This is a genomic window from Streptomyces sp. NPDC057623, assembly GCF_042800355.1.
Classification (GTDB): Bacteria; Actinomycetota; Actinomycetes; order Streptomycetales; family Streptomycetaceae; genus Streptomyces.
Window position 1 is genome coordinate 1 of the sequence record NZ_JBHVGZ010000077.1, and the last position, 17,743, is coordinate 17,743.

A 17,743-nucleotide genomic window follows, 5' to 3' on the forward strand; every position below is an offset into this window, starting at 1 on the left:
ACCAGCGAGACCGACCTACCCACCGAACTCACCGCATAGCCTCAAAACGAGATCACCGAGTGGCCGTCAATACACCACTCCCGCGGACGTGACCCTCAAGACTCTCCGTCACATTGCTTGCCTATCACCCCAGCTCAGCCGACCGCACCCTGTTTTCCAGGCCGTCAGCTGCGAGGGTTGGAGCACCTGTTGGAAAGCCTGGTCGTGGCCATATCCCCCTCCTGGCCGGCCCGTTGAACGAGTCATGGGGATGAGGGAGCGGTTCTCCGTGGATGGTGCCGGATGACCTGGGAGGGCGGAGCACATGGGCCGGGGCTCGTCGGCCGGCCACAGCAACGGACCGCCGATGGACCTTCACCCGGCCATACACACCAGCCCGACCCACGCCACCTGGCGCAGGTCGGTCGCTCCTGACAGAAAGCTCCGAGCCGATGGAGGTCTTCGCGGAACAGGCATTCGGCTGTCATGGGTCATCCCTGCGTGAGTCCTCCGGCGTTCATCTCGCGACACCCGTCCGGCTGCGTGTGGCGTGCCCGGTTCGGGGATGGCGAGGCGCCGAACGGCCGGCAGACCGAACCACGACGACCATAGGCGGCAGGTCGAGCGGCACCGAGCAAATGCCTCGGTCGAGCAGACGACGGCGTGGCGCCGCGCCGACGAGATCCTTCACGGCGATCTCTATGCCCACCTCTGGCCGTTCGACAGCCATGGACGCGGAGATGCCACCCGAGGGTTGGCGACGGGCCACCCCCACAACTTCGTCATCATCCGGATCGGCGATCCGGACGGCTCCTTCAGTAGGGATCCGCCAGTAGGGATCCGCTCGGCCAAGTCCCGCACCTTCGCCCTCCGTGGCCCCCCCACGGGCCACGGCACGCACCCAGCGTCTGTCAGGCCGCGGGGTCCGTCACCGGATACGGCACGAACGTGCTGCTGTTCTGATCGATCCGCAGCGTATGGCCCAAAGGCGGTGCGGCCCGCTGGGAACAGCCGAGGCGTTCGCAGACGCGGCAGCCCATGCCGATCGGGGTGGCGGCGGAGGCGTTGGCGAGGTCGAGGCCGTCGGAGTACACGAGGCGATGGGCGTGCCGGATCTCGCAGCCCAGCCCGATGGCGTACGTCCGGCCGGGTTCGCCCCAGCCGCCGCGGTGCCGGGTGACGGCTCGGGCGGTCCACAAGTACCGCTGCCCATCGTGCATTTCGGCGATCTGGACGTGGATGCGGCCGGGGGCGGCGAACGCCTCGTAGACGTTCCAGAGCGGGCAGGTGCCGCCGGCGCGGGAGAAGTGGAAGCCGGTGGCCGACTGCCGCTTCGACATGTTGCCGGCCCGGTCGACCCGGACGAAGGAGAGGGGGACGCCGCGCAGGCGGGGCCGCTGCATGGTGCTCAGGCGGTGGCAGACGGTCTCGTAGCCGAGGCCGTAGCGGTCGGTGAGGCGTTCGATGTCGTAGCGGACCTCCTCGGCCGCCGTGTGGAAGGCGGTGTACGGCAGGACCAGCGCGGCGGCGAAGTAGTCGGCGATGCCGATCCGGGCCAGCGCGTGGGCCGACGAACCGGGTTCGAAGTCCTCCGCGGCCAGGCGGTCCAGGTCCTCGCCGTGTTCCAGCAGGGCCAGCTGGGTCGCCATGCGGAAGGCGCGCTGACCGGCATGCGCCGGCTGGAGGCGGCGGTCGGTGCGGAGGGATTCGGGTACCTGGCGCGCGAGCGCGTGACCCGGATCGTCGAGCAGCTCCAGACGCCTCGTGCCGAAGTCCCCGAGCGTATCGCCGCGTTGCTCGACCGGTTGAAGACTGCCGACCGGGAGAACCAGCGGCTGCGGCAGCAGGCCACCCGGGCGAGAGCGGCCGGCCTCGCGGGCACAAGCCGTCGACGTCGACGGCGTACTGGTCGCCACGGCCACCGTGGAGGGCGGCGCCGACGCGGCGCGGGCGCTCGCCGTCGCCGTACGGGATCTGCTGCCCGCCGAACGGGCGGGACTGGTTGGCGGTGGGATCGGAGACCGGTGGCGGCAAGGCGGTCGTCGTGGCCGCGGTGAACTCCGTCGCGCGTACGGCCGGTCAGGATGCCTCCGCGCTGGTGAAGCGGCTGCTGCACGGTCGTGGCGGGGGTTCGGCGGAGGTGGCGCAGGGTGGTGGGCTGGCTGCCGGGCGGCTGACGGAGACGCTCGCCGCCGTGCCCGGCCTCGTCGGCGGAACGTGACCCGCCCGCAGCCGCGGGAAGGCGGCCGAGCGGGACGGCATCCCGACTTCGGTCTCCTGATCCGCGACGAGGAGGCGGACACCGTGATCTGCCATGTGTGCGGACGTGCCTTCCGCTCGCTGGGGGCGCATGTGCGGGTGCACGGGATGACCGCCGCCGAGTACCGGCAGGAGTTCGGACTGCTGCGCTCGCGGGCCCTGAGCGCACGGTCCTTCTCCGCCGAGCAGTCCCGCACCAGTCGCGCCGGGTACCAGGCGTCCGAGGAAGCGCAGGCCCGTTTCGCCAGGGGCCGGGCGATGGCACGCTCGGGGGAGCTGTCCCGGCGACGCTGGAACAGTGCCGCCGACCAGGCGGATCCGGACGAGCTGCGGCGGGTGCGGGACGACAGCCTCACCGCCGGCCGCCGCATCCAGGCCCAACTCGCCGACGACCGTCTGAAGGCCGCGCTGCACTCCGGTGGCTTCGCGGACCTCGCGCAGGCGCTGCGGTCCGTGTACGTCGACGGGCAGCACAGCATCGAGGACACGGCACGCGTCCTCGCCGTCGGCAAGGGCAGGCTGCGGCGGCTGCTCGTCGAGCACGGTATCGAGGTCCGCTCCGCCGGGCAGAACTCCACCGCCGGCCGGCGCTCACGCGTACAGCTCAACGACCGGGCGACCGCCGAGCGCGTCGGCACGCAGGACATCACGGCGTGGCTGCGCGAGCGGACCGCCGAGGGCGCCACCCTGAGCCGTTCGGCTCCGACCGACCGCCCAACCCTCGAACCGCCTAGGCGACCACCGTCATGGTCGCGTACACCACCACGTTGTTGGGGTAGTAGTGCCGGTCCGCGTCGAACTCGCCGCCGCAGGTGACCAGTCGCAGCCCGGCGTGGTCGACGTTCTTGTAGACCTCAAGGGTGGGGAACTTCGCCTTCTCGTACTCCTCGACCCGGTCCACCGTGAAGGTGGCCGTCTTCCCGTCCTCGCGCGTCACCTCGACCTTGTCGCCGGCCGCCATCTGGTCGAGCCCCTTGAAGACGGCGTCCGCGCCGTTCCAGGTGACGTGTCCGGCGATCACGGCGGGTCCCTGGGAGCCGGGGGTGGGGCCGGGTTCGTACCAGCCGGCCAGGTCGGGGTTCTTGGGGGTCGTCATCGCCCCGTCCGCGTTCTGCCCCAGCGTCTCCAGCGTGCTGGACACACCGAGGGAGGGGATGGTGACCTTCTGCGGTGCCGACCGGTCCAAGGCCGTGACCGTCTGGTTTCCCGTCGACGCGTCCGCGGTCGTGCTCTGCCCCGGAGAAGTCTGTGACGCCGAAGTCCCCTGGCCACCACAGGCGGTGAGCAGCAGAGCCGCAGTGGAGGCGGCGATCACGGCGGCAGGCGCACGCCGGGCGCGCAGGACTGGGTGCCTCACGCGGCATCCCCGGCCTTCGCCGCCGCGACACCGGACGCCTTACGACGACGTACGACGAAGAGCGCGGCGACCGCCGTCGCCGCCGAGGCCGCGCCGATCGCCACGCCCGGAGTCACGCTCGTCCCTGAGTCACCGCTGCCCGTCTCGATCCCGCCGACCGGGACGGAGCCGATCGCCGCGCCCTTGACCTCACCGCAGTTGGTGGGTGCGGTCGCCTCCTGGGGCAGCTTCGGGTCGAGTTCGCTCTTGCCGGCGCCCTCGAAGTCGTACTTGTCGTTGTCGTTGGGGTCGATGCCGTGCTGGACGACGTGCAGGTTCTTGAGGCTGTCGATGACGTCCTGGGAGACCTGGAGGGTCCGCTTGTAGGTGATCTTGCCTTCCTTGTCGGCGACCGGCATACGGTCCACCGCGAGGCCGCTGGTCGCCGCGTCGGTGTCTCCCGAGACGGTGAGGGCGATGTTGATGTCGCCGTAGTGGACGGTGGCCTCGGTGTTGTTGAGGATCCCGTCGCCGTCCTTGTCCGCGCTGTCGTCCGGGCAGACGAAGTCATGCCCTTCGGTCGACCCGTGCAGGTGCTGCGCCGAAGGCTGACCGGGCACCATCCCCTCGGACTTGATCCACACGGTGAGTTCCTGGCCACGCGCGCTCAGCATCACCGTGCCCTTGGACCCGGAGTCGTTCAGCTGCTCCAGGTCGATCTGGTAGGCCGGGGTGTTCTCCTCGGCGAACACCGGGAACGAGCCCGCCACGGTGAGGAGAGCGGCTGCGGGCAGGGCGGCGAGCACCGCGAGACGGCCGGTTCGCATGGACATGAGGTTGGTTCCTTTTCCGGGTGGGGGTGGTCTCTTGTTGCAAGCTCTGCGCAGTTACCCATAGAACGCAGCAGGGCTTACGGGTGTTCAAAGAGACCCCCGTGACGAACGGGAACCGTGGGGTGAGATCCCGGAAACGAGGCGTTCACAACACCTGGGCCCTCCGGGAAACAAGCGGTTTCTAAGGCGGTCTACGCGAAGCTGCGATCGGCGTGCTCGACGGCGAGTTCGGCCCTCGCGAGCGGTTGGGCGAGATGCGGTTGGCGACTCGGTTCGGGGTGTCACGGACCCCCGTGCGCGAGGCGCTGGCGCGGCTGGCGTCCGACGGGCTGATCGAGCGCGGTGACGGCGGATTCTTCGTCACGATCCCCAACCTCACCCAGCTGAAGGACTTCTACGAGCTGCGGATCACTCTTGAGTTGCGCGGGATCGCCCGTGCGATCGAGGACCCGTCCGTACGGCACGACCCGGCGGTCATCGCCGCCGAGTTGGAGCGCTGGTACGCGATGCGCGAGAACCCTCCGACGCCGGACCCGAGGTTCGTCGTCCAGGACGAGCGCTTCCACGCCGAACTCTCCCGCGCCTCCGGCAATCCCGCCCTCACGGACGCGCTCGTGGCGGTCAGCGAGCGCATCCGCCGGGTGCGGATGTACGACTTCCTCACCCAGGACCGCGTCGAGACGACCATCACCGAGCACATCGAGATCATGGAGTTCGTCCGCGACGGACGGCTCGACGAGGGCTACCGGGCCCTGCACGCCCACGTCGGCGACTCGATGGCCGTGGTCCTCGAACGCGCCCAGCGCGCCATGACGCAGATGGCCCTGCACGCTGATCGCCTCTGACGCTGCGGGGATTCCTACCCCGGCCCTCAACTCCCCGGTCGGCGCCGTCGCCGACGGGGGGGCACCACCGCTCATTCATCCCCACTCGCACCCGCACGGAGTGCCACCCCTCCCCGAAGGGTGGCTCAGCAGGCACTCGCCGTCATGACCGGCCCCGACGAGGACGACCCTCAGCCGCACATGGCCGGACGATGTACGCCAGGCCGCCCCCGAGCACCCCCGCATCGCGATCCCGAGGAACGAGGACCTCCACCACCTGCACCGCAAGGCACCTGACACCCCATCAGAACGAGCGTCAAATGGGCGTCATTTCAGCGTCAGGATATCGCCCGTAACGCCCACACCGCACATAACGCGCGCCGATAAAACTGCAGGTCAGGAGCCCTTTACGGCCGGTTCAAGGATCGCAACACATTCAACATGGTGGGTCATCGGAAAGATGTCGGCCTGGGCGAGTCACGGGAAAGACCAGGTCAGAGCCGGTTTATCGGCTCACGGTGCCGCGTACGGGCGACCAGAGCGCCAAACGAGCGTCATGACCAACAATCCATCCCTCCTCTTCGCGCGGATCAGGCTGCCACGACCAGCTCGCCTGCACGAGCTCGCTGCCGCTCACTCCGGACGCAGGCTCGGGCATCATGACCCGCGCCACTGCTCCGGCCGCCATAATGGAGCCATGCCCTCCAGCCCACAGCACCCCGCACCCACACCGAGCGACCTGTCGGGTGTGGTCGCCGAGGACCTCGCGCTGTACCGGGAGAAGTTCCGGCGTCGCCTGCCGGAATCGCTGGACCAGCTGCGCGGCCCGACCCAAGGGGTCGTGGAACTACCGCTGCACATGGCCTGGTCCGGGATGGCCTCGTACGACCTGGGCAAGCCTCGCCAGCGCATGGGCCTGTACCGCACCGTCCTGCACGAGGGCCTGCACGACGACCTGCCCCGCTACCTCAACCAGGACCTGCTCCTCCAGCTGTGGCCGGTGCTGCGCACCCTCGTCGGTCGGACCGTGCGCGCCGTATGGGAAGACGCCTTCCCCCAGCTCGCCTCCCGCACCCGGGCAGCCGCGTGACGGACATGCCGGAGCTGCACACACGGCTCCTGGCGGACGTGATCGCGCTCGGATCCCCGTATCCACTGGTTCTCACCGGCGGATACGCCGTGCGAGCACACCGCCTCGTGAACCGCCCCAGCCAGGACCTCGACGTCGCCACCGAGAACCCGGCGCCCATGGCCGACATCGCCGCCACGCTCCACGCCGGCCTGGAAGCCCGCGGCTGGAAGGTGCACGCGCTGGAGACCGCCCCGCTGTCCGCCCGCTTCACCGTGACTGACCCAGCCACAGGGCAGGAATGCGAGGTCGACATCCTCAAGGAGATCTTCTGGCGGCCCGTCGCCCAGAGCCCCTACGGGCCCGTCCTCGCGGAGGAGGACGTGATCGGGACCAAGGTCCGCGCCCTCGCCGACCGCGGAGCGCCCCGCGACCTGATCGACGTGTTCGCAGCCTCCCACCGCTGGACCAACGCCGAGCTCGAGGAATTCGGCCGCCGCCACGCCCGCGGCCGCTTCGAGCGCGAGGATCTGCAGTCGAACCTCACGGGCGCCGAGTGGACCGACGACGAAGCCTTCGCCGCCTATGGGATCGATGACGCCACGATCACCGCTCTCCGCGGTTGGGCCCTGGAGTGGGCCGACGACCTCGCTGCCCGTCTCCTCGAAGAGGCCGGCGATCCGGACATCGGCTGAGCGCGTCCGAATGAGATCACAGCTGCAAACGATTGGAGCAGGAGCCAAGAATGATCAGGTAGGAAGCAGTCGATCGCGTGCTTGTCGCGCCAAGCACACCAGGCGGCCTGTAGCCCGATCGATGCGGGTGATCAACTGGGATCGTCCCTCGTGCGTCATACGACCCCGGCCACCAGGGCCCAGGCCGTAGGAGGTCGACGTGAACAGGGCGCCAACGGATACATACGCCGTCTCTGGTCGGCTATCAGCAAGGTGGCCGTGAAAGGCGACCGGCCGCCCGGACATGCGGGCGGCCGGACCGGAAGTCACACGCTGTCACACGCGGAGCGCCACGCACTGGCGCAACAGCGGTTCCAGGCGCAATTGGACGTCTTCACGGTCGAACACCTGGAGAGCCTCGAGGCAGTTGACGATCCACCGCGCCTCGTCCTCGTCCTCGATCTTGAGCGCCACAGCGGTCACCGCGCCCTCCAGATCGAACGGGTCGCCCTTGAACTCATCATCGAGGGCCCGGTATCCAGCGGCAAGCAGCGGGTCCATGTGCACACCGGTCGCCTCGACGAAGGCTCTGGCTTCGGCCCGGTCCGCGCGGATGCCTGCCAAGCGGTGCAACACATCGTCGGGGTCACCCAGTTCGCCGTGCAAGCGATGTGCTCGGCCGACCAGAAGCGGCCAGCCGCCGGTCAGCTCGTGGAGACGTTCCAGGCGATCCTCCGTGTGGAACATGTCGACACGCTGAGCCCAGCCGCGCAGGCTGCGGCGATCGTGGCGGCGCAGCACCACCGGGACGGCCGAGGTAGGTTCGGTTCCCGTCAGCAGGGTCCGCCACAGGGCCAGCTGAGTAGTGTCGGTGACGAGGACGACCGCGCGGGTGACCCCTGGGGTGACGGGCAGCAGCGTCTCAGCCAGGTCGACGGCCTCCCGGCAGGTCTCAGGCCGCACCGGGTCCCGATAGTTGACGAAGTCACTGATGACGACACGTCGTTCGCGAGGGCGTCCTCCGGTGAGCTCCTGCTTGTAGATACTGGGCCTACCGACGGGCGGCAGCGTCCAGCCGTCGATGGGTCCGGCGATCGTACGCAAGGTCCGGGCGACGTCGGTGACTCCGGTAGCGGATGTGCCGAGGACGACCCTGGTCCGGTTGGATCGCTCACCCAGAAGGTCGTCGAGCTGGGTGTTGGTGAGCGGAGCTGACTGGCCGTCGGGCAGCTCGGGGCGGCCCTCCTGCACAATGCTCTCCTGGAGTTCACAGTCCTGTTCAGCCCTGAGTAGGCGGGCCTCCACCTCGTGGGAGGTACCGATCATCCGCAGGGCATTGGGGCCGCGCAGATGCCAGCCGAGGCCGTCGTGGTTGGGCGCGAGGATACCGAGGCCGACCATCTCGGAGAGGTAGGCGCGGAAGCCCTCGGTGTCGAGTTGTTCGAACCCCTTGCGCCAGTACGTCTCGCACTCCTCGCGCAGCTCGGTGTCGCTCAGTCGCACCTCCAGGCCGTGATGGCGGGCGTGGTACGCCAGCACGTTGGCGATCACGTCGTAGCGGTGGTCAAGGCTCAGCGTGTCCTTGAAGGCGGCCGAGATTCCGTCTCTGAGAGCGGGGTCCGACTCCACGGCCTCGAAGTCAGTCACCTCCACCTCGTAAGGGGGCCCCTCCGCTCCACGCCGCGCCCGCTTGCGGTGCATCAGCTCGACCAGCCGATTCCCGAACATCTGGAGCAGGAAGGGCTGGTAGGAGCAGTGTCCGAGCACCCGGTTAACGAGATCCAGGTCCTTGAACTCGAACCCGAGCGCCCGCATCGGCTCGACCAGCAGCTCAGCCGCGGACTGGGGAGCCAGCGGGCCGATCACCTTCGGAGTCTGCGCGAGGTGGCCGAACGGCCCGTTGCTCGCGAGCTTGGAGAAGCGCTGCACGGAGTGCAGTCCGGCGAAGACGACCTTGGCGCGGTCCTTGGTGTCGGACCCGAGGCCCTTGAGCTTTTTGGTCTGGTCAAAGCGTGGGGCGTCCGCCTCGAAGAACTGGTCGCACTCGTCGAGCAGAATCAGCAGACGGCGGCGCGAGTCCCCGTCCAGCCAGGTGCGGATGCCGGCACGCACCCGCTCGGATATCTCCTGCCGTTTCCTGCGCCCCTGTGGCCGGTCGTCGAGTACCTGCGCCTCGGTCAGTTCCCGCTCCAGGACGCTCCACAGCCTCTCCGGTCCGAATGAGCTGCCTTTGCCGATGTTCTCCTGGTCGAGGTTGACGTACACCGCCTGGTGGTAGCCGGGGCGTTGCTCCGTGAACCGCTCCCCGGCATCGGCGAGCAGGGCCGACTTGCCGAGTCCCCTGCCGCCGTAGATGACTTGGGTGCCGCGCGGGTCGAGGATGCTCTTGCATTCGGCGTCACGGCCGTAGAACATCTCGCCGCCGATCCGGCCACGCTTCTCCCTGATGTACGGGTTGACGCCGGAGAACGGCAGCAGCGTCTGCGTGGCGGTGCTGACCTGGCGGTTACCGCAGGCAGCGAGATAGGCGAGGGCGGCGTCATCCACGACCAGCAGCGGCTGCAACTGGCCGGAGCCGACCGCGAGTTCGACGCGGGCCTGACGGCTCAACGTGCCGAAGTAGACGACGAGGAGGCTCGCATCGCTGGTGTCGCGTTCTGCCCAGCTCATGACGACCTTGGCGGGCGGTCTGCCCCAGACCATCATCACCCGCAGGTTGCCGCCCTGCTCCCTGATCTGCGAGCCGAACGCAGGCGCCTTCGCCCTGCCGTTGATCTCCACCCCGGTTGCCTCGAAGAGACGGTATTCCCTCCGGTGCTGGGACCGGTCATCGAGCGGCCTGGCACTCTTGGCGTCGTAGCCGAGGAGCTTGAGGAGCGGCGGCACCTGCTTCGTCGGAGCCACTTGGAGCCGGTCATTCCGCTCGGCGGCGGCCAGCGCGCGCCACTCGTCAAGGGCGTCGGCTGCGAGTGCCGCCTCGTCGGTGGAGAGGCTTCCGTAGTCCAGGACGGAAAGCCTCGGATGCTTGCCGCCGGACCGGACCAGGCCGACGAGGTCATGGTCGATGCCTCCCGGCAGGCCGTCGGGCACAGCCGGGAAGAAGTCGGGCAGGTGGGACTCGCCTCCCTCGATCTCCGGGACGGGTTCGCCGATCTCCAGGAAGTAGACGAGGTCAGCGGCGGTGGCCAGGTCGTTCGTCTCCAGGCGCCGAAGGACCTGGGCCCGCTCCTCCGCGGTGGGATCCAGGGCGTCGAGCCGGGCGCGGATCCGGTCGGCCGCCTGCTGTCGGAAGGCGGGCAGGTCACTCCGTACCGTGTCGAGCGCCCGCCGCACGTCCAGCAGGTCGCGCCGGTCGGCGCCTTCCAGGCGGTGAAGGGCATCGGCCAGCAGTTCCTGGAGTCCCAGGTCCTGGTCCTCGGTCACGGCACCGTCCGCCTGCGCGCGGTGCAACTCGGCGACGAGTTCGTCGTGTGCCTTCCGCAGCTCCGTGCGTCGGACGGCCTCCCAATCGGCGATCTCGGTGTCGGTGGGCGGGACGAACTCACCGGCCCGGGCGGCGGGCAGCAACCCTCGTCCGGCTAGCTCAAAAATGCTGAGGGCTGCGGTGAAGGCGTCGTGGGAGAGCCGCTCGTCGAAGGCGTCCTGCCAACTCCGATCGACCGCGGTCAGCAACTCGTCGAGCGACGGTCGCTCGTCACGGGTGTCGCACACCTTCAGCAGTTCCGCGTCCAGAACGAGTTCCGGGTCGAGCGGACCGCCGGAACGCGTGGTCACGGTTTCACCGGCCAGCATCGCGAACAGTTCCTCCATCGAGGCGCACGCCGCCCAGGCCGTTGCGGCGGAAACTGCGTCCGAGCGCCGAGCCAGCTGATCCAGCTCGCCCAGCGCCGCCTCCCTACCGTCCAGCAGGGACTGACGCAGCGAGGAGATCTCCTGGGCCGCCCGATTGCCGTCGGAACGGTCGCCCCGGCGGGTTCCGTCGACCGCCAGGCACCACTCCTTGGCGAGGCCGACGGCTCGCTCAACGAGATGCACCAGATCCTGCCGCCCGGAGCCTTGCAGCGGCTTGCCGCTGGACGAGCGGTGCTTGCGGTCCATACGGTCGATCTCGCTGTTGACCTCGGCCAGTTTCGACAGCCTCTCAACCTGCTCGCGCACCTGCTGCATCGCGTCGCGGTTGTCGCCGACGACGGTCACGAGCAGCGATCCGAGCATCCCGTCGTCGGGGGCCAGCCAGCGTTTGGCGATCTCCGTCGCCCGCGCGAACCGCAGCCTCTGCGGCGCGAGCAGATCACGGCTCTGATCGCGCAACTCCCGCAGCCGGGCCTCGCTTTCGGTGGCGTCGGCAACCAGCGGGGAAGCGATCATCAGGGCACCACTGAGGGCTCGGTCGGCGACGGCGGTCGCCGCCTCCCCAAGCTGGTCCGGCAGCCGGGGTACCAGCGCCTTGAGCTGGGCACCTGCGGAGTGGTCGCCGGTGATCAGTGCGGTACGCAGCAGAGCGGGCAGCAGCAGGAGTTCGCTGCCCTCGGCGTCCCGGCCGGCGTATCCGCCGTACTCCTGGAGCAGGTCCGCCGTCAGCCGGGCGCCCTGGCTGTCACCGGAGGTGAGCAGCGCGGCGGCACCTGCCAGGCGGAGCGCCGCCACTTGGGGCTCGGGATGGCCGACGGCCCTCGCCAGATGGTGGGCGAGTCCGAAGCGCCGATCCACGACCAGCTGAGCCAAGACCCGCTCGGCTGCCGCCTCGTCGGTGTCGTCACCTGCGGACGGGACTGCTTCTCGGACGGGTGCGTCCTCGGTGGGACGGATCGTGCGTGCGGCGGGCGCCGGGACAGGCACGTCCGGGCCCATGCGACGTGCCGGGTCGCTGTCGGCAGTGGGCGCGACCTGTGCGTCGGTGGCGCGGACCGGCTCGGAGGCCGACGCCCGGGCGAGCGCGGCGGCTTCCGGTTCGGAGGTGGGGTGGGGCGCGGCCTCCTCGGCGCAGTGGCCGACGGTCACCTCTGTCTGGTCGGCCGGTTGTACGGCCTCGTACTCCACGGTCATCGCGGCGGCAGCAGGCTCGGTGATGCCGTCTACTTCGGCCCCGGCGGGTTCGCGGCCTGCGTCCTCCGGCTGGGCCAATGCCAGTTCAGGGGCCATGACCACAGCCATGGCACACGCTGGCAGCACCCGCACGACCTGCTCCTGCAGAGCCAGGATCTCCGCCGCGGCATCCGCCTGCCGCCCCAGCCTGATGAGCCGGGCCAAGGAGGCCAGCGCGGCACTTTCCTCCCGTTGCGGCTCCTCCCACACCGATGCGTCCAGCAGACGGCGGGCCGCGCCGCGCACGGCCTCGGCAGCAGCGGCGGCAGCGGCGGAGCTGTCCGGACGAGAGGTGACATCCAGCAGTTCCCGCAGCGGCTCCCGTGCTTGGAGATCACGCTCGCGTGCCGCACGGTGCGCGCGTGCGGCACGCGTCAAGTCCTCCAAGCGGCGAGACACCCCCTCGATCCCCGCCGCGCGGAGCACCTCGTCGACGCTGTCGAAGACGGCACCCAGCACGGCCAGCGAAGCCAGGTCCTCGTCGGGCGGAGGGCAGCCGTCCACGACCGCGCTGATCACCTTCTCCGCGGATTGCCGGGCTTGCGCGAGAGCCGACTCCAGCTGTCGGCAGGCCGCCTCCGGATCGGTCCCCTCGTCGGTTCGGGCTCCGTCGAACGCCGTAGCGGTCATATCGTGAGAGGTGCCGGGGTCGGATACCACGACCCCGGAGGCGGAGGTATTAGTGCCCGGCCGGTCGGCGACGGCAGCGCGCACAGGCTTTCCGTCGCCCGCGAGCGGCGGCTCGTCTTCTTCCGCTGTTCCGGGGGCGAAGTCCGGGTTCGCCTCCACGATGGACCGCGCCACGGCACCGACAGCGGCGAGCTGAGCCGTCTCTCTGTCGTCGGCCGTCACCGCGAACCAGTCCTGGTCCGCCGCCCAGGCAAGGATGTGGGCGTCGGCCACGGAGGCGTTGCACCACGCGAACACCGTGGCCCGGACGAGCGTCGCACCCCACCGGGTAACTGGGTCGGGAACCGTCTCGCCGTCCTGCGCGAAGACCAAGCTGCCCACCTGATTCATCACAGTGACCGTGAGACCTTTGATCCCGCATGTGCAGGTGTGCTGCCGCGCCTCACGGCGCAGCCTGCCGAGAACGTCTCGGCACAGAGCACTGCTCACCCGTCGAGGAGCCGCCATACGGATGCCCAGGCTGCCGAGCAACTCCTGCCGGTCCCTTGGCCGCAGGGAGTTGAAGGCCAGCTCCACCATGTCGACCGTGAGGTCGTTCAGGGCGGCGACGGCCGGGTGATCTAAGGCGTTGAGCGCGGCGGCCAGTGGTTCGAGGTTCTGGGCCGAGACGCTCGACGGGGACCACGGCGGTCCCGTGACAACGCGGTAGCGGTCCTGCATGTATGCGTACTCCGTTTCTGTGGGCGCTAAGAAGAAGGCGAGGGCTGGCCGGACCTGTGAACGCGCAAAAGGCGCAACGAATCAGCGGCCGCGCGTGTGCTCGGTGACGAACGTGTATCCGTAGGGCAGTTCCCAACCGTCCGCCTTGCCGAGCCTGCGGCAGTGCTCCCGAAAGGCCGCGCGCTGAACGTCGCTGGGCGAGCAACCCGGTCGCAGGCGGCGCAGATGGCCGGGGACGAACTGGACTCCCCGCAGCCCCTCACCACCCGGATCAGTTCCGCCCCAGGGACGTATCACCCGGGGCCGGGCGGGGCAGTAGCCGATGAGAGGGATGGTCCGCTGTCCGTCGCGCGGCGGGAAATGCGGCTGGCCCCAGGCGTCTCGGCTGCCGAGGGCGGGTTCAAGGTGCCGTTCCGCGAGCAGTTCCGTGACGGCCGATTCCAGGGCTGCGGCCTGTGACCGGGTCGGCCGACGCCCGTAGACCGCGCTCGGCAGGACCGAACGGTCTATCAGGGCCTGGCCGTCCAGCGTGAGCAGGCCGCAACGGCGCACGGTGCGCATCACCAGCTGACGGGGGCCGAGCCCGACGGCGCTGTCACCGTGGCGGTCACTTCCCGGGGCGTCCTCCCTGGTGAGCACACGAGGGTCGTAACAGTGCCCGGTCTCACGGTCGCCGACCTGCACCCGTTCCTTGAGCTGCGTCGTGACCAGGCGGATCACCGAGCCGCCACGAAGCCGACGCAGTTCAAGCATCAGACCGGGGAAGAAGTCGCGGGGCCAGGCTATTCCGATCAACCGGCCCGAGTCGTCACCGAGTTCCGCGGTGACGTCCTGCACCGCCTCCGTCTCGTCCAACACCTCGCCGGCATGGTCAAGTTCGAGCCGGACCGTGGAGCGTACACCGTGAGACCGGCGGAGTTCCTCGACGACGTACGGATGCAACGGGAACCAGCCGTCGATGAGCTGAGCCAGCCGCAGGGGTGCCCGCCAGACGATCTCCTGCGCGTCGCTCCGCAGGAGTTCGCCGGTGCCGAAGGAGGTGTCGTCGGCCAAGGGCAGATCGACCGGGTCCAACTCTGTTTCCGGTTCCGGCTCCGATGGCGCAGGCAACGTGGCCGTCCAGCCGCGTCCGGCCGGGGCCAGCGGATCTCCGGGCGTATCTACATCACCGGGATGATGGGACCGCCACACACCTCCGCCCTCGAAGGCGTCGTCGAGTGTGATCCGGGAGCCGTTCTCGAACAGGCCCTGGTCGCTGCCCCCTTGGACGACGTCGGCGAGCGCCACGTTCGCCCGGTACACCGCTGCGGCGTACCCCACTCCCCTGAGCAGTTCCGTCGCCCCCGGGAACCCGCGAAGCCGCGGTCCGACCGCTGTGTACACGGTGACTGGCGTGGTGAGGCCGTAGCGCCGCCTCCCTGGGGTGGCCGCGCGTTCGACCGCCGCAGCAAGCGACCTGAGGTCGTCACCGCCCAACGGTCCGGTGTCCCGCCAGCAGTCCGCGAGGGAGGTCCGGGTCATGGTGTAGTCACGCCATGTGCGCAAAGCGGCGCTGGAGTTGAGCACACCTCGTACCGTGCCGAGGAGACCGAGCAGCCCCGCCCGCAGGTTGTCGTCGTGCGTGCCGCCCACCAGTGCGGCGAGGGACACCGGGACGAAAGGGCTGAGCAACTGCTCCCGTGCCGTAGTCAGGAGATGGTCCGCATAGGCCGTCAGATCGTCGCGCCGGGCCGCCTCCGGGGACGGGTAGCACACGTCGACCACGACATGGCCATCCTCGTTGATCCAGCGCCGACGCGTGCGTAAGCGGTGGAGCTGGGCCGGTGACAGGCTCAGGGCTGGGCCGAAGGCGTGGAGGTCGGGTACCAGTAGCTCCCTGCGCCGTGGAGCTGTGCTGTTCCCCGGCCTACCAGGTCCCTCCGCACCCGCGGGCGCCCCCGACAACCAGGCCGGAATGTCCCCGAAGCCTCCCGCTTCCGGGTGAGCACCCTCCCGGTAGACGATCTCGGCGTAGAGAGGGTCCGAGCCGGTGGCGACACACACCATGGCACCGACCGGGAGCACAGGAGCGCACTCACCGAAGGTGATCACGGGGAAGTCGTCGAGGCACAGCGGGCTGCCACCGTAGCCATCGCCGCCAAGGTCGTAACCGAAGTACACGGCGTTGAAAGCGACGGTGGTGTGCACCGGCGCCGGGCGAGCCGCAACCACCGCTTCGAGGTAACGGAGCAGCCGATCCCGCTCCTCGTCAGGTACGGCGTCATAGCCCCGTGTCATAGCAGAGGTCAGAAGAGCCCGTTCCCCGTACGGATCAGGCACCTCCGTCCCGTCTCGACGCGCCGATGACGCCTCCGGCTGGCCGCTGACCGCTCCTGATACATACGGGTCCCCACCCATGACACCTCCGCCGCACTGCAGGCCGCCCCAGCCTGGACTGCGGTTATTCCCGCAGACTATGCCTGCACATGGCATCCCGGCGGCACTTTCGTCACTTTGTGATGCCCAGTAGCTGCTCACAGCGAACACGCGCCGCCGCCAACATCAGACCGCACTCTCGTGGCAGTACGCCGAGCGCTGCGCCGACCAAGCCAAGGGGGGCAAGAGGAAGCGGCGCTCTGCAACCGCACCTGGCAACTGTCGTCGCACCGCCATGGCCTCGTAAACCTCAACGCGTACGGCACAACGCCAGGAGCCGACGCCGTCGCCTAACGCGCCTTCAGAAGCAGCGTCAAACGAGCGTCACGAATCACCAGCTTTTCGCCCGAAGTGTGGACACCAGACGCGTGCTCCACATTGCAGTTGGCAAAGCCGCAGATCAGCGCCTTTATATGGCAGACATGGAGCGCAGCGCGCTTCATCCCATGGCGCTCCGGAAACAGGTCGAACGAGGTCTCACCTTTAGAAAAACTGCAGGTCAGAGACCTTTTCCGGCAGGCTCCAAAATCGCCACACACTCCACATGATGAGTCATCGGAAACAGATCGAACGCCCGCAACATCCGCACCCGATACCCCCCGTCCCGGAAATACCCCAGATCCCGAGCCAACGCCGCCGGATCACACGCCACATAAGCGATCCGCCGCGCCCCCAGCGACGCGAGATGCGCGACCGTGTTCCGTCCCGCCCCGGCCCTCGGCGGGTCCAGCACGATCAGGTCCACCTCGGTGATACCCGTCCGCGGCAGCACCGCCTCGACCTTGCCCTGCTCGATCCGGACCCGGTCGAAGTCGGCGAGGTTGTGCCGGGCGTCCTCCACCGCGCGCTTGCCGGACTCGATGCCGAGGACCGCGCCCTTGTCGCCGAGCCGGTCGGCCAGGGCTCCGGCGAACAGGCCCACGCCGCAGTACAGGTCGAGGGCCATCTCGCCCTTGCGGGGCAGGAGACCCTGCATGACGGCCGTGACGAGGGTGTCGGCGGCCTTCGGGTGGACCTGCCAGAAGCCGCCGCTGCCGACCCGGTGGGTACGGCCGTCCGCGCGTTCGCGGACGAAGGGGCGGCCGTGGACACGGTGGACGCCGCCGTCCTTCTCGCCGACCCGCATGACCGAGACCGGCCGGTCCAGTTCCACGATCGGCAGGCGCGCACCCGGCCGCGGCGTCAGGATCACCTGGCGGTCCTGCGAACCCGTCGCCGCGATCGCCTCCACCGACGCCATACCGGTCCAGTCGCGCTTCTCGACGCCGAGCTCGCTGACCCCCTCGGCGGCGATCATGCAGTGGTCGATCGGCTCCACCTCGTGCGAGCGGTGCCGGCGCAGTCCGGCGTGACCGTCGGCGTCGACGGCGTACTGCACGCGCGTCCGCCACTGCGGCACCTGTCCCGCGGGCAGCTTGTCGCCCTCGGCAGGCATCACCGTGCCGTCCCAGCCGACGTCCTGCGGCGTCAGTCCCGCGAGCCGCTGCAGCTGTTCGGCGATGACCTCGCCCTTCAGCCGGCGCTGTGCCCCCGGCTTGGCGTGCTGCCAGTCGCAGCCGCCGCAGCGGCCGGGGCCGGCGAAGGGACAGGGCGCCTCGACACGGTCCTTGGAGGCGTCCAGGATCTCCACCGCGTCGGCGCGCAGGAAGCGGTCGCCCTCCTCGCCCTCGGTCACCCGGGCCGTCACCCGCTCGCCGGGCAGCGTGTGCCGGACGAACAGCACCTGGCCCTCGTCAGTGCGGGCGATGCAGTGCCCACCGTGGGCGACGGGGCCGATCTCGACCTCGTACTCCTCCCCCACCAGCGACTTCTTCGGTTCTGCCTGCATGGTGGGGTGACTCCAGATCGAGAAGGGATACGGCCTTGAACGGCGGTCAGAGGTCGGCCGGAGCACGGTCCGACCGGAGTCGCTCGGGGCC

The 17,743-nt window shown here is 69.4% G+C and carries 10 protein-coding genes and 1 pseudogene; 5 read left to right on the forward strand and 6 right to left on the reverse strand.

Annotated features, from left to right (window positions below; all coding sequences use genetic code 11):
• Window positions 1-890 precede the first annotated feature (890 nt).
• A pseudogene (locus ACFU95_RS42945) lies at window positions 891-1,667 on the reverse strand (short-chain fatty acyl-CoA regulator family protein); the annotation flags it as partial.
• 320 nt (window positions 1,668-1,987) lie between these two features.
• Here ACFU95_RS42945 and ACFU95_RS42950 point away from each other — a divergent pair.
• Window positions 1,988-2,200, forward strand: coding sequence for a hypothetical protein (locus tag ACFU95_RS42950; RefSeq protein ID WP_383840566.1), 213 nt, complete (start codon window positions 1,988-1,990; stop codon window positions 2,198-2,200).
• Window positions 2,197-3,054: a MucR family transcriptional regulator gene (locus ACFU95_RS42955; RefSeq protein ID WP_383840569.1), complete on the forward strand. Its 858-nt coding sequence runs from the start codon at window positions 2,197-2,199 to the stop codon at window positions 3,052-3,054. Before ACFU95_RS42950 ends, ACFU95_RS42955 begins: the two co-directional genes overlap by 4 nt.
• On the opposite strand, the gene ACFU95_RS42960 is transcribed toward ACFU95_RS42955, so the two are convergent.
• Together ACFU95_RS42960 and ACFU95_RS42965 are read right to left on the reverse strand one after the other, a co-directional pair.
• Window positions 2,969-3,595, reverse strand: coding sequence for a class F sortase (locus ACFU95_RS42960; protein WP_383840571.1), 627 nt, complete (start codon window positions 3,593-3,595; stop codon window positions 2,969-2,971). The two genes, ACFU95_RS42955 and ACFU95_RS42960, sit on opposite strands and share 86 nt — an antisense overlap.
• Entirely contained in the window at window positions 3,592-4,407 is an 816-nt protein-coding gene (locus ACFU95_RS42965; RefSeq protein ID WP_383840574.1) for a hypothetical protein, read from the reverse strand. The genes ACFU95_RS42960 and ACFU95_RS42965 overlap by 4 nt, the downstream gene beginning before the upstream one ends.
• Before the next feature lie 212 nt (window positions 4,408-4,619).
• Between ACFU95_RS42965 and ACFU95_RS42970 the strand changes: the two genes are divergently transcribed.
• The 3 genes from ACFU95_RS42970 (at window position 4,620) to ACFU95_RS42980 (ending at window position 6,995) form a co-directional block, all read left to right on the forward strand.
• Window positions 4,620-5,252: a GntR family transcriptional regulator gene (locus ACFU95_RS42970; protein ID WP_383840576.1), complete on the forward strand. Its 633-nt coding sequence runs from the start codon at window positions 4,620-4,622 to the stop codon at window positions 5,250-5,252.
• Between the two features lie 676 nt (window positions 5,253-5,928).
• Window positions 5,929-6,321: a hypothetical protein gene (locus ACFU95_RS42975; protein ID WP_383840579.1), complete on the forward strand. Its 393-nt coding sequence runs from the start codon at window positions 5,929-5,931 to the stop codon at window positions 6,319-6,321.
• A gap of 5 nt (window positions 6,322-6,326) precedes the next feature.
• Window positions 6,327-6,995 (forward strand): nucleotidyl transferase AbiEii/AbiGii toxin family protein, encoded by a 669-nt coding sequence (locus ACFU95_RS42980; protein WP_383840581.1) that lies wholly within the window; start codon window positions 6,327-6,329, stop codon window positions 6,993-6,995.
• 315 nt (window positions 6,996-7,310) lie between these two features.
• Here ACFU95_RS42980 and ACFU95_RS42985 read toward each other — a convergent pair whose 3' ends face one another.
• From ACFU95_RS42985 to ACFU95_RS42995, 3 genes are all read right to left on the reverse strand, one after another.
• A complete protein-coding gene (locus ACFU95_RS42985; RefSeq protein ID WP_383840584.1) occupies window positions 7,311-13,409 on the reverse strand; it encodes a hypothetical protein in 6,099 nt (2,032 codons plus the stop codon).
• 81 nt (window positions 13,410-13,490) lie between these two features.
• Window positions 13,491-15,686: a hypothetical protein gene (locus ACFU95_RS42990; RefSeq protein ID WP_383840587.1), complete on the reverse strand. Its 2,196-nt coding sequence runs from the start codon at window positions 15,684-15,686 to the stop codon at window positions 13,491-13,493.
• 637 nt (window positions 15,687-16,323) lie between these two features.
• Window positions 16,324-17,652, reverse strand: coding sequence for a class I SAM-dependent RNA methyltransferase (locus ACFU95_RS42995; protein WP_383840590.1), 1,329 nt, complete (start codon window positions 17,650-17,652; stop codon window positions 16,324-16,326).
• Window positions 17,653-17,743: the final 91 nt, after the last annotated feature.